11 protein-coding genes are annotated in these 13,658 nt (G+C 40.0%); 8 read left to right on the forward strand and 3 right to left on the reverse strand.

All coding sequences use genetic code 11. The annotated features are described in order from the left end of the window. Positions 1–146 precede the first annotated feature (146 nt). From BMW98_RS13135 to BMW98_RS13165, 7 genes are all read left to right on the forward strand, one after another. Positions 147–1,520 carry a sigma-54-dependent transcriptional regulator gene (locus BMW98_RS13135; protein ID WP_090259036.1) on the forward strand — a complete coding sequence of 458 codons (1,374 nt, stop codon included), beginning with the start codon at positions 147–149 and terminating at the stop codon, positions 1,518–1,520. A gap of 454 nt (positions 1,521–1,974) precedes the next feature. Continuing rightward, positions 1,975–3,327, forward strand: a complete 1,353-nt coding sequence (locus BMW98_RS13140; RefSeq protein WP_090259037.1) for a sensor histidine kinase — start codon at positions 1,975–1,977, stop codon at positions 3,325–3,327. Between the two features lie 218 nt (positions 3,328–3,545). Beyond that, on the forward strand, positions 3,546–4,064 hold the full coding sequence (locus BMW98_RS13145; protein ID WP_139177553.1) for a hypothetical protein: 519 nt from the start codon (positions 3,546–3,548) through the stop codon (positions 4,062–4,064). A 279-nt stretch (positions 4,065–4,343) separates the two neighbouring features. After that, positions 4,344–5,201 (forward strand): toxin-antitoxin system YwqK family antitoxin, encoded by an 858-nt coding sequence (locus BMW98_RS13150; protein WP_090259039.1) that lies wholly within the window; start codon positions 4,344–4,346, stop codon positions 5,199–5,201. A 476-nt stretch (positions 5,202–5,677) separates the two neighbouring features. Further along, positions 5,678–6,727, forward strand: a complete 1,050-nt coding sequence (locus BMW98_RS13155; protein ID WP_090259040.1) for a toxin-antitoxin system YwqK family antitoxin — start codon at positions 5,678–5,680, stop codon at positions 6,725–6,727. Positions 6,728–6,946: 219 nt separating this feature from the next. Beyond that, positions 6,947–8,164 (forward strand): cytochrome-c peroxidase, encoded by a 1,218-nt coding sequence (locus tag BMW98_RS13160; RefSeq protein ID WP_090259041.1) that lies wholly within the window; start codon positions 6,947–6,949, stop codon positions 8,162–8,164. Between the two features lie 339 nt (positions 8,165–8,503). Further along, complete coding sequence (locus tag BMW98_RS13165; RefSeq protein ID WP_090259042.1) at positions 8,504–9,340, forward strand: class I SAM-dependent methyltransferase; 837 nt, start codon at positions 8,504–8,506, stop codon at positions 9,338–9,340. A 66-nt stretch (positions 9,341–9,406) separates the two neighbouring features. Here BMW98_RS13165 and BMW98_RS13170 read toward each other — a convergent pair whose 3' ends face one another. Continuing rightward, entirely contained in the window at positions 9,407–10,024 is a 618-nt protein-coding gene (locus BMW98_RS13170) for a TetR/AcrR family transcriptional regulator (RefSeq protein ID WP_090259043.1), read from the reverse strand. Positions 10,025–10,078: 54 nt separating this feature from the next. Here BMW98_RS13170 and BMW98_RS13175 point away from each other — a divergent pair, with 54 nt between their 5' ends. Beyond that, positions 10,079–11,209, forward strand: a complete 1,131-nt coding sequence (locus BMW98_RS13175; protein ID WP_090259044.1) for an FAD-dependent oxidoreductase — start codon at positions 10,079–10,081, stop codon at positions 11,207–11,209. A 110-nt stretch (positions 11,210–11,319) separates the two neighbouring features. Here the strand turns inward: BMW98_RS13175 and BMW98_RS13180 are convergent, their stop codons facing one another. After that, positions 11,320–12,018, reverse strand: coding sequence for a response regulator transcription factor (locus BMW98_RS13180; protein WP_090259045.1), 699 nt, complete (start codon positions 12,016–12,018; stop codon positions 11,320–11,322). Then, positions 12,008–13,456: a sensor histidine kinase gene (locus tag BMW98_RS13185; protein ID WP_162844724.1), complete on the reverse strand. Its 1,449-nt coding sequence runs from the start codon at positions 13,454–13,456 to the stop codon at positions 12,008–12,010. Before BMW98_RS13185 ends, BMW98_RS13180 begins: the two co-directional genes overlap by 11 nt. Positions 13,457–13,658: the final 202 nt, after the last annotated feature.

A 13,658-nucleotide genomic window follows, 5' to 3' on the forward strand; every position in this document is an offset into this window, starting at 1 on the left:
TGTTGTTTTGCGCTTTTCCTTAGCCAAACGGAGTGCCAAACTCGTAAAACACTGAATAACTGTAAGTTGAAAACTATTTTCATTTTACACTTCCGGTTATCCGTTTGTTTTCAATACATTTAGGTGTTTGAAAACAAACACTTTTCATGGCCAAGATAGAAGCTAAGATACTGGTTGTTGACGATGATATTGATGTATTGAATACTGCGCGCATTTATTTAAAGCAGCAGTTTAGTTTGGTACAGATTGAAAACGACCCACAAAATATCCCCTTGCATTTTGAGCGCGATTCGTTCGATGTGGTGCTGCTCGATATGAACTTCCGCAAAGGAGAAAACGATGGTTCTGATGGGCTTTTTTGGCTCAACAAAATACTCGAAATAGACCCGAATGCTATCGTTATTTTAGTCACCGCTTATGGCGAATTCGACTTGGCTGTGCAGGCTATAAAAGCTGGCGGCACCGACTTTATTACCAAACCTTGGAAGAATGAAAAGCTATATGGCACCATTACTTCTGCCCTACAACTGCGCAAAAGTAAGCTCGAAGTTGATAGGCTAAAAAACACGCAAAAAACGCTCGAAACGGACATTGACTCCAAATACGAAAACTTTCTGGGCGATAGCCCTGCCATGCAGCAAGTTTTCTCGCTAATAGACAAAGTAGCACCAACCGATGCTACCGTTTTAATTTTGGGTGAGAACGGAACGGGTAAAGAATTGGCCGCACGTGCTTTGCACAAAAGATCGAAGAGGGCCAATAAAGTGTTTATAAAAGTGGACCTTGGTTCCATTAGCGAAACACTTTTTGAAAGCGAATTATTCGGCCATGTAAAAGGCGCCTTTACCGATGCTAAGGAAGATAAACCGGGGCGTTTTGAGTTAGCCTCGGGCGGTACGCTTTTCTTGGATGAAATTGGCAACCTATCCCTCCCACTTCAAGCCAAACTACTATCGGTGCTACAACAGCGAAAAGTAAGCAGAGTGGGTTCAAATAAAGAAATCCCAATAGATATTCGTTTGGTTTGCGCCACCAATATGCCGCTTTACGAAATGGTAGACTCCGGTAAATTCAGGCAAGACTTACTGTATAGAATTAATACCGTAGAACTGAACATGCCATCGCTTTCGGAGCGTACGGAGGACATAGAAATTTTGGCCGCGCACTTCATTAATGTATTTGGCAAAAAGTACAATAAGGACAAAGTGCGAATTGATGCGGCAACCATAGCTAAGCTGAAAAAGTACTCTTGGCCAGGTAATATTCGTGAGCTAGAACATGCGATAGAACGCGCCATCATTCTAGCCGATGGCAACAAACTCAGCACGCAAGATTTCCTACTCAACACCTCTAAAGTAACCGAGTCGAGCGACAGTGAAATAATGAACCTGAGTGAGATGGAAAAACGACTGATTTTGAAGGCTTTGGATAAGCACCAAGGCAACGTAACACGTGCCGCCAAGGAGCTCGGCATCGATCGACTGGCACTTTATAGAAGAATGCAGAAGTACGGGCTGTGAGGGGTGACGGAAGACCGAAGACGGCCTGCCTACACAAGTTGCGGCAGGTAAAAAGTCAGAAGACTAGAAGCTAAAACAGTGGCATCCCTTCAGGGATTAAGGGTGAGAAGACGGGAGACCGAAGACGGGAGTCGGGAGTCGGAAGTCGGGAGTTTTAACTAGGCTGGTTAATTAGCACTAGACAAAAGAACTGAGAAAGAGCTGTCCCTTTAGGGATTAAGGGTAAAAAGCCGGAAGACCGAAGACGGCCTGCCTACACAAGTTGCGGCAGATAAAAAGCCAGAAGTCGGAGAAGCTAAAACAGTAGCATCCCTTCAGGGATTGAGGGTGAAAAGATGGAAAACAGAGAAACTAAAACAGTGGCATCTCTTTAGGAATGAGGGCTAGCATTAGAAAAACAACAACAAACAAGTCGATTGTCAATTGACCATTGACCATTGACCATTGACAAAACATGGTATCAAAACGATTCGCAATTCTGGTAATTCTTCGCATCATTTTATTGGTGGTAACCATTACTGCCTTGGCCTTTATTTTCGCCAAAACAGAGCTATTTTTCAATCAGATCATCCTGCTGGGCATTATCGTTTTACAGGTAGCCGAACTTATCCGCTTTGTCACCTACACTAACCGCGAATTAGCCCGTCTGCTACTTGCCATTCGCTATGCCGACTTCTCCATTAGCTTTAAAGGCAAAAAGCATGGTAAATCCTTTGTAGAACTGCAAAATGCATTGGTTGAAATTGTAGAAGCCTTTAAAAAGGTAAGTGTTGAAAAAGAGGCTCAATTTAAGTTTTTACAGGTAATTGTAAACACTATGAGAATTGGTGTAGTGGCTGTAAAAGAAGAACACACCATTGAATTAATGAACCAAGAAGCCGAAGAAATTCTCGGTATAAAAAAGCCCAACTACCTTAAGCAGCTCAAACAGCTTTCTCCCCGTTTTGTGGCAGAAACAGAAGAAACAGGAGACAATGAACGCAAGTTGATTGAATGGCAAAAGCAAGAGAAAAAGCTGCAACTCTCCATTCAGGTAAACCGACTAAAAATCTTAAACTACCGCTACTCTATCATCACTTTCCAAAACATTAAAAGTGAGATTGAGCAGAAAGAAATTGAGGCCTGGCACAAGCTTATCCGCATACTTACGCACGAGATAATGAACTCTATTACACCAGTAACTTCTATGACGGAAACGATGATCATGCTGCTAGAAGATCAAGGACAACCAAAGCATGCCGAGGCACTTGACGATGAAACACTGGAAGACCTACGTTTTAGCCTAAAAACCATCCAAAAACGTAGCGAGGGTCTTTTACACTTTGTTGAAGACTACAGAAAACTTACCCGAATAAAGCATTTAGCACTCGAAACCGTAGAAGTGGAAGACCTGCTTGGCTCAATGGAAATACTGATGAAAGCAGAACTGGAAAAAAACGGCATCCAGTTAACCATACAGTCTCAACCGGGGCTTAAAATTAAAATGGACCGTAAGCTGATAGAGCAAATCTTGCTGAACCTGATCACCAACGCGCGCCATGCCTTGGCAAACCAGTCAGCACCACAGCTTACGCTAAAAGCATTCTCCAACGCGAACACTAAGTTTATAGCGGTAACCGATAATGGCACCGGTATAGACCCGGCCAAAATGGATCAAATTTTCATCCCTTTCTACTCCACCAAAGCCGAAGGCTCTGGCATTGGGCTTAGCCTTTCCAAACAAATTATGAAAAAGCACAAAGGCGACCTTTCTGTAAAATCTACCTTGGGAGAAGGTGCCACATTTCAATTGGAGTTTTTGAGGTGATAACTAGGTAATAGCCTCCAATTCGGTAGTGAGTTAATCAAAATGAAAATATGCGGAACGCTACAAAAATCGATACAATATCAATTGTAAAAATTGGTTATTGAGGAGTTATTTAGGAAGTTCCATATATAAACGAGTTACAGCCCATACGGAATATGAACAAAGAGCATCTCTTCAAACATTCAATTTCCAAAAATCTCGATAAAACACTTATTGAATTGGGTTATTCAAGAACACGTGAATACAAGGGTCTTTTAGAATATCGCAACTCCAAAAACATTCTAAATTTTATCTTTGAATGGAATAGAGACTATAGTTTTTATTGTCAAATAGAATTTGCTGGTGAACAAACAGACTACCCTCTTTCAAGCGTGATAGAAAGACTGAAAAACTCAACAGACACCAAGCCAGCTAAATTTGACACACAATTTGGAGAACGTGTAAACAAATGGACAAAAGAACTTAAAAATGATATACCAAAATTGGGTATTCACCTTCTGACCAAATCTTCAGAAGTAATTTACAAACTCAAAAATGAAATTGAACAACAAAGCTTGGAATACAACCAACTACTCGAACTCGAGGCTCTAAAACGATCAGCCGATGAAGCATGGAACTCTAATAACTATCAGAACTACATGAATGCTGTCAACGGCAAACTAGGGCAACTGCCATTATCTTATTCCAAGAAATTAGAAATTGCCAAGAAACAGATTATGAAGAATAACGGGCTGTAACAAAACCTAAAGTGCAGCACCTCATAAAGCTTCGGTTTTCAAAAGACCATTTAATCTAAGCCTTACCGCAAAGCCTCGTGGAGAAGGCAACGGCTGTGTAAGTGTTGGCCAGAGGCCAATTTTAATTCTATATCACGCGGGCGTTCCCTCCTACTTCTGTACTTCCTCGGACTTTGCTATATTTCGTTACATTAAACAAAACACAAAAGCGGCAGCCGAACATTAGCCTGACCGTTGTGAAGAATCACTGATGACGAATAATCCAATTTCAAAACACAAATGAGAACTTTTTTATTATTGCTTTTAGTCATATTCTGCGACCACTATGCTAACTCCCAACAACCAGACTATAGCCCAAAATCTTTCCTAAATAATGGAGACACGGTAGAACTAGCTAACAAGATCAGACTTGCGCAAAACCAATCTGTCAGATTTATTTCTGCAAGAACTGAAGTAATGGATATTGATGATAATAAAACAACTCATGTAAAAGCTGAATTGGATTTGTTACTATGTATTGTAGGAGATTTCTCGAAGAAACTGAAGAATGGAAAGTACCAAACGTTTGTCTTTCTTCAACCACAAAAAATGCCAGTCAGAATCTGGGAACAAGATTATGTAAATGACACACTAAGTGGGAATTGGAAAACCTATAACATTGAAGGAAAACTAGTAAGTGAAGAAATGTACGAGGATAACAACTTGCAAGGCATCTCACGATTTTATCAAATAGATGGTAAAACTCCAATGTCAGACATCGAATATAGTAACAACAAAATCATTGAAAGAGAATATTCCGATTCTGGGGTACTACTACAAGAAAGGCCATATGTAAATGGGAAATTAAATGGAACTGGCACTCGCTATTATGAAGATGGAACTCTTATGGAAGAAGTAGATTTTACGAATAGTGAGTTTAATGGTCATTACAAATATTTCTATCCAAACGGAAAAATTTGGGTCGAGACCATATACAAAAACGGAAATCCATGGACCGTAATAGGCAATTATTTACCGACAGGCAAAGAGAGAGATGCCGGTACATTAAAGAATGGTAACGGAACACTAATCTATTATTCTGAAAGTGGGGATGTAAATGAGGTTCACGAATACAAAGGAGGTATAAGAATAAAATGAAACTCCTCACAACAAATACTATCATTCATAAGCTAACTAAGCTGTTTGCAAAGGCTAGTGTGATCAGATACATTTATAGAAATTTGAAAAGTCCCGCTTACGGATGATAGCCAAAACGTTCCTACAGTTTCCACTCACCGGTCAATACAGAAAGACACCGTTTACCTGTATTTTAAGGTTCTAAGGATTCAATAAAAGTATAGAATTTTCGGAGCAGACCACTTCCCTACTTTAAGCGGTACAAGGGAAAGCGAAACACCGCTCACTTTTAAACTCCCTACCACCGATAGCCATGGAAATACTGGGATGCTGAGGTTCAGTTCAACATGCTAAGGATTCTCAAACCGCTTAGCACTTTTCTATAAATTCAGCTCACCTAAAAATCAGGCAACCCCATACGCTAGTTATGGTTGAGAAGCATACTAACTTTTATTTCACTATCATTACCCTAAATTCTATCACCATAAAACCTCATTGTGAAGTACCTGTATTTATTCACCCTAATTGCTTTCTTTTCTTTCTCACTTCAATCGCAGAGTGGAAACCTGACTACACAGGGCTATCAATTTCTAACTAGCATAGACAATTCATCTGTTATTGAGAGCATTCAGGAGAACCCAATCAGAAGTTTTACAATAGACTTCGGGCAGAGCTTTATCAGAAAGGTAACAGTAGATTTCAACCGTGCTTCAGGAGAACTTATCAACAGCTATTTAGTGCGATTCGAAGACCCTATGGCCAGGACTATCATTGAAGAATCTCTAAAAGACCCAATGAGCGTCAACTACATAAAACAAATGGATTATTTGAATGAAGATAGCAGCCTGAGCACTTCATTTATATATAACGCCATGGGGCTTAGCCAGTACATTACCATAGATGAAAAAGGAAATAAAACTATTAGAATTTTCGAGTCAGGAAATGCAACTGAAATCTTTCAAACCACTAATAGAAATGGTAAAGTAACAGATGAAAACGAGTTTAACGGCTACTCCAAAACTTACTACAACACCAACGTATTTACAACAGGAAATAGTGAGCCCACCAAACAAACTGCCGCTGAAGGCGAGCGAGTTAACGGACTGAAAACCGGAACATGGAAGTTTTACCATCCAAATGGACAATTTCAGAGTGAATGCACCTACTCAGAAGGTTTGACTAGTGACTATTGCAACGTTTATTTTGAGAATGGAGAGCTCTTCAATAAAGTTGATGTAAAACTGGGAGGAGAAGCGACCTCTACCTATTACTTTCCTTCTGGAAAGACAAATGCCACGTTTAAGATGACAGACTATGTCAACAATGGAGCCTCTGTGATATACCAGGAAAATGGAAACAAAGAGGCAGAGGGCCAGTACAAAAACGGCTTCAAAAATGGGCTCTGGAAATTTTATTCGGCCGATGGCGCTTTAGCAATTGAAATTGAACATGCAATGGACAAATACCACGGCACTCTGAAGTACTATTCCCCAGACGGCAAAGTGCTTGACACTGAAGAATACCTATATGGCTACAGGGTGAAGTAATCGTAAAAACTAGCTCACTCATACTCTTTTTGCCCTTTTTTGGTATTCCTCACCCACAAACCATCTGCTCCGAAATACAATTGCAAAGGTTGGTTATTGCGGAATTAATTGGAAAACCCCATTACAAACGAGTTGTAGCCAACTTAAGACAAGGGTGTAAATTAAACCTTTCGATAAAATAAAATTCTAACATCCAGTGTCTAAGCAGAAAACGGTACAATGAAAAAAGTAATTGCAAGTGTGATAATCGGAGTTATGGTATTGATAGTCGCTTGTTCAAAAGACGACAACGGTACGATCGAACCAATTGACCCATTTGCTGAATTGAATTTGCCTGACCAATATTTCAATTATGCAAATATTCAACTCCCCAACCATTACACAAGCAACGGATTCCCTTCACAATTTCAATTTCAGCAAGCAGCTACTGAATATGACAATACGCCAAGCGATAACCCGATAACTGATGCGGGAGCAACATTGGGAAGAGTACTTTTCTATGACAAAAAATTAAGTGCAAATGGAACAGTTTCTTGTGCTTCTTGCCACCAAGCTACACATGGATTTTCTGACCCGAAGATTTTAAGTGAAGGCTTTGATGGTGAACAAACAAGAAGGCACTCTATGGGAATAGTAAATGCTCGATTTTATGCCACTGGAAAATTCTTTTGGGACGAACGTGCCGAAACTTTAGAAGATCAAGTTTTAATGCCTTTTCAAGATGATGTAGAAATGGGGTTGACGCTTCAAGAATTAGAGAATATTGTGAGCAGTCAAACTTACTATCCAACATTATTCGAAAACGCTTTTGGAGATAACTCAATTAACAGTAATAGAATTTCTAAAGCATTAGCCCAATTCATTAGAAGTATGGTTAGTACAACTTCACGATACGACCAAGCTAGAAGTGAAGTATCTTCTCCTATTATGGATTTCCCAAGCTTTACAGCCCAAGAAAATCAAGGAAAAGAATTATTCTTTCTACCTAGAAGATTAACCAACGGGCTCAATGGAAATTGTGCCGCTTGCCACGTTTCAGAGGCATTTGTCGGTCCTATTCTAAGAAATCAAGGCAGAACAACATTTGCTACAATTAACGGACTTGATTCAAATTCAACAACAGATTTGGGCGTAAATGAAACAACAGGAAACCCTAATGACATTGGTAAATTTAAGGCACCTTCCTTAAGGAATATTGCGATTAGACCGCCCTATATGCACGATGGACGATTTGCCACTTTAGAAGATGTTATCAATCATTACAGTTCAGGCATTCAAAATCATTCAAATTTGGCTTCGCCATTAGTCAATTCAAGTGGTCAAGTTGGACAATTCAACCTCACAGAGGTAGAAAAAAATGCTTTGATTGCCTTTCTTAATACGTTAACAGACGACCAAATGCTTAACGATGAAAAATACAGCGACCCATTTAAATAAAAAGCTGGTTACAAACAGTTTATCTTAACCAAAGTCCTCAGGGATACCTCTCGCCCCCATTTCAAGACTCTTACGGTTTAATAAAGCATAGAATCTTCGGCTCAGGCCACCTCCCTATTTTATTATCTTCTATCTTTATAGTCTGTTTTACTAATTCATATACTACCCAACTCTTCCAAATCTGGAGGAGATTCCTAATTGCTTGAGCGTCTCGCGTCATCAAGATTAGGACAATTACACCCTTTTATTTCATCATCATTTAATCAAAAGGATCGAATCTTTTGTCGACTCCCCTATTGCGTTTTGCCAATGCTTTACGTAATAGTTCAATTCATAAACATGAAAAGTAAACAGCTAATAAGCAGCAACATAGATCTCTTTTATACCAAGGCATCGGAAGAAACCAGACTGAACAAAGGAATGGGAATATTCGAGTTTGAAAGAGTAAAACAACTAATACAAAGACATATAACCGAAGGCCGCTCTCTAACAATAATGGACATTGGCGGTGGAACAGGAAAATATGCGGAATGGCTAGCAAACAATGGACATCGGGTGCACTTGATTGAGCCTGTACAGAAGCATCTACAGATCGCTCAAAACAGGGCAAACAAGTTGAAAAACAAATTCAGGGTGCATTGTGGCGAATCGCGAAAGCTGAATTTTAAGGCTAACTATGCTGACTTGGTTATTCTTCATGGCCCCCTTTATCATCTTCAAAACGAGCACGATAGAAACCAGACCATTCAAGAAGCCAAAAGAGTATTGAAGAATAACGGAATCATTTTAGCCTTTGCCATCAACTATACAGCATCTACCTTGGTGGGGCTATTACATGGCTTAATTCACAAAAGAGCATTCTTTGAAATGTGTGCGGAAGAACTGAGCAGTGGAATACACAATCCACCCGATGACTTTCCATGGCTTTTAGCCGAAGCATATTATTACAATCCAGAACAATTGAAAACAGAGTTCGATAATCAAGGATTAAAGTACCTTAACACCTACGCAGTGGAAGGGTTGGCTTGGTTGGACAAAGATTTTTTCGCTAGCATGGCAGATGATGAGCGAAAAGACACCCTAATGAGGTTATTATCACTTACAGAAAACGATCCTCAACTATTAGCCTTTAGCCCACATATGATGATAGCCACGCAAAAGCAACATTTCGGATAAATGGATAAGTGTTTAAAACAAAGCCCCAGTTTGATAAATCTAGCTTGGGGTTTTGTTTTGACTCATTCAGTCATTCAACTTTTGAGTTTTAAAAAACGCTTCCTTACCCTTTTCGGTCAGGTATGGATAGACTACCTCGAATAATAGCGCGTGATAATGATCAACAACAGACTCGGTATTATTCAGCAAAGCAGCGGCATTTATCCAGTTATCGCCAAGGATATTCATTCGCTCGTAAAGCCTTTTATATTCATTGGTAAACTCTTCAGGCCTCAAAAGCCCCTCGGTTATCATATTTGTGAACAGCGCCAAAAACTGTTGTTTACGCGTTTGCTGTAACCCAACATAGTGTTGTTTTAGCTCATCATCTGAATCTAGCACCGCATATAAGTCTTTGGTAATAAACCTATAGTCGTATAAAACGCGCATAGAAATAAGTGAGCTTTCGCTCAAAAAGGACATTATCGGTTGGCTTTGCACCAGTTGACCGATTTCAATATTCATACGCTCTACCAGCTGAAAGTATAAAGCAGAAACGATGTCACTCTTCACCTTGTAATGGTAGTTAAGGTTACCCTGGCTAATATTCATGGCCTTGGCGATTTGGCGCAGGGTAACTTCCTTCAGCCCATTTTTATTGAATAATTCTAACGCGGTGGCCAGTATTTTCTCCTTTGTTTTCATAAAATTAGTACACTTGACCTATTTTAGTATATTTGACCTAAAATTACAAAATAGGTGGAAATTGCAATCATAGGTGGCGGTATAACTGGTCTCACTACCGCCCTAGCTTTAAAACGACTAAATATTGACGCAACGGTATACGAAAAAGCACCGCAGCTCAACGAAATTGGTGCAGGCGTATGGCTACAACCCAACGCCATAAGGGTGCTGCAATGGCTAGGCATAGCGCAAGAAGTGCAGTCGCAAGGCTTCCTGTTGAACAAAATGGAAATTACCGACAGTCAATTAAAGCCCTTCAAAAAGATAAAAAACGATGTGGTTTCAGACCAATTCGGTAATCAAACCATCGCTATTCACCGAGGGAAATTACAACGCCTGTTGCACGACAAGCTTAGCCAGCATTCAGCGGTTAAGCTAAACAAGGCCTTCCAATCTTTCAGCATTGAAAATGACCGAGTGCATATTCAGTTTGAAAATTCAGCAACCACAGCAGACACCGTACTCGGTGCCGATGGCATTCACTCTAAAGTCCGCAGTGCTATGGGTCTTCCTACTCAGTTAAGAAAATCAGGCCAAATATGTTGCAGAGGTATTGCCAACTTTCAGATGCCCAAAGCACTACAGCACGAAGGCAAAGAAGTTTGGGGTAATAAACTACGCTTCGGCTTTTCACAGCTATCGAAAGAAACTGTTTACTTCTTTGCAGTGATCAATAAATCGATTTGCCCGAATGAACTGAACAGCGCTACTTTGAGCACGTTATTCAAAGATTTCCACCCTGTTCTTCTTGAGCTAATCAACAATGCTTCAGGCCTACATATTAGCGAATTAATGGACCTGAAAAGGCTGGACAGTTGGCACAATTCAACTACCTGCCTGTTGGGCGATGCAGCCCATGCCACTACCCCGAATATGGGCCAAGGTGCTTGCCAAGGAATAGAAGATGCGTACTACATCAGTCAGCTGCTCAATAAACACCTGGGTGCCCCAATAGACGCCTTCCAAAATTTTGAAGATAAAAGAAGAGCTAAAGTAGACTACGTGGTGAATAATTCGTGGCGTTTCGGCAAAATGGCGCACCATGCCTTCGGCCAAAAAGTATTAAAAGGAATGATGCAGCTTACTCCAGAGAGCATGATGAGCAATCAAATGAATAAGCTATACAGCATTGAAGAGATTCAATGAATTAATAAACACCGCTATGAAAGAGAGACTAACATAGCCATTTACCTGCTATTTGGCGCTTTATTATATCAACTAAGGCAAGTTTTCCGTCCGCAATACTCCCCAAAACATTACCGATTAACCACGATTTTATATCCTTGGCCGCGCACATTGATAATAGCAATAGCTTCGTCACTCTTCAGCTTCTTTCTTAACCTAGAAATAAAAACATCGAGGCTTCGTGAGTTAATAAACGAATCACTTCCCCACACACTCAAGAGTAAGCTTTCTTTGGTTAGCAAAACCTCTTTATTAATGCAAAGCAAACGGAGCAGCTCCGTTTCTCTGGCCGTAAGTTTCACCTGTTCTTTATTATTCACCAGTACTTCAAGCCTGTTTGGTCTTAGCTCCGAATTGCCAATTGGAAAGCTTGTAAGTTCACTCTGCTTGTTTGAGACCAACTGAACACCGTCAAGCACTACCTTCACCCTCATCAATAGCTCTTCCATACTAAAGGGTTTTCTGATATAATCGTTGGCACCAACCTTAAATCCCTGTACCACATCTTTGGCTTGTATTTTCGCAGACAGAAAAATTATTGGTGTGGTCTTGTCTACCTGCCTTATAGTTTGTGCAGCATCAAACCCATTGAGCTTCGGCATCATAACATCCAGAATAATCAGGTCAGGAGTATGTCTTTTAAATAGTTGAATAGCCTCTTCGCCCGTTCTGCCGTGATGAACCAAGTAGCCCTCGCCTTCCAACCCTTCTTTTACCAATAATGCCAGCGATGCTTCGTCTTCAACCAATAGTATTCTGCTAGTTCTCATCCCCTAGGTTTAGCTTTATTTCAAACACACTACCGTTAATGGAGGAGCTGATTAAGCCTAAACTCCCCCCTAGGCTTTCCATTATGGACCTTGAGACAAATAATCCAACCCCTAACCCTTTAATGGATTCGTGTGCTAATAAAGGCGCACGGTAAAACTTATTAAAAATCGCCTCTTGGTGTTCCGGAGGAATACCCCGGCCATTATCCTCAATTCGAATAACTAGCTCGCTCATACTCTTTTTAATATCCACAGCCAAGCATGCTTGCCCTTTGTCACAATACTTAATGGCGTTGTCAATTAAATTATTCAGTACTGTTTTCAATAGCTCCTCATTTGTCACCACATTAACTTTTTGGTCACCCGAAAAGGAAGTTTCAAATGGTATTGAGCTCACCAACTTATTGTAGGTTAAAACCTCATTAATCACGCTAACTACCTCAACCATTTGCTTGGGCACTTCGGCCTTCACATGTTTATGCAAACCTGAATTCAATACGTTGTGGGTTATATCGGTTATGCGCTTAAGCTCCTGATCAGCAATCTTAAGGTATTTTGACTCATCATTTTTGTTTCGCTGTCTTTCACTCTCCAGTGCCAATTTGAGCGTTGCAATTGGTGTGAGCAGTTCGTGAGTTACACTATCGATAAAGTCGTCCTTTAGCTTAGACAACTTGCGCTGTGTGTATAAAGATCTAACCAATAATAAGAAGCTGAACAAGACCATTAAAAATAATAAAAAAGCCCCAATCAGTAGTGCCAGAGAGCGTTTAAGCACCTCGAAAAACGGATTCTGGAACACCGCATATATGTAGTCATTTTCAGCCCCACCAATCAGTTCCTTGGGCATGGTTATCATTTCCTTAAGCGAGCTGTCCACTATTCCCTCATCGGTTGTTATTAAAAGCTCAAAATCGACATCAATAAAGGCCTCGTCAAGCTTTCGCTTCAATGTGTTTTTCAAATAATCCTGGTCTATTGAAACCGTATCTCTATAGATGTCAAACCGATTGTGCATTATACTGTGTAATAGCCAATAGTGGTTATCCTGATTGGTGTTGTTCAGAAAATAGTGGTTAAAAAGAGCCTCTTCGGTCAAAGAGTCAATCGGAAGGCTAGCACGTTCGGTGGAAATAGAAGCTTCATAATTTTGTTCTACAACATTATAAATGCTCAATGAAGGAGCCTCATCATTTAAGTCATATTCAATTTTAACAATGGAGGTATCGCGTAAATCATCAATGTACATCTGGTTGAGTCTGCTACTCCGCTCTGCTTTAGCCGAATCTAAACTTTCGGTAAAGAACTGGTTTACATCTTGCCTAAACTCGGCTCGCTTATCTAAATAATCACCTTGAATTAGTATGGCTTGAAAAACCAATATACCCAATAGTGAAACACAAATGAGCAGTATGTGAAGATTGTTTTTATTTCTCATACCGGTGAAATTAGACTTATCTAAAGCCCTTCTAAAATCTGTTAACATAGATTTACACTTCGCATAGAACCATAACACTAGTGAAGATATGAGGTAGAATATTACTTGTTATTTAAAATTCTCAGAAAACTGAAAAGGATTAAAGGTGTAGTAATTTGTTGGCTCCTTAGCTCTCCCCACCTAAACTAATTCATCAACTATT

Origin of the sequence: Roseivirga pacifica (assembly GCF_900111145.1) — a bacterium.
GTDB lineage: Bacteria > Bacteroidota > Bacteroidia > Cytophagales > Cyclobacteriaceae > Roseivirga > Roseivirga pacifica.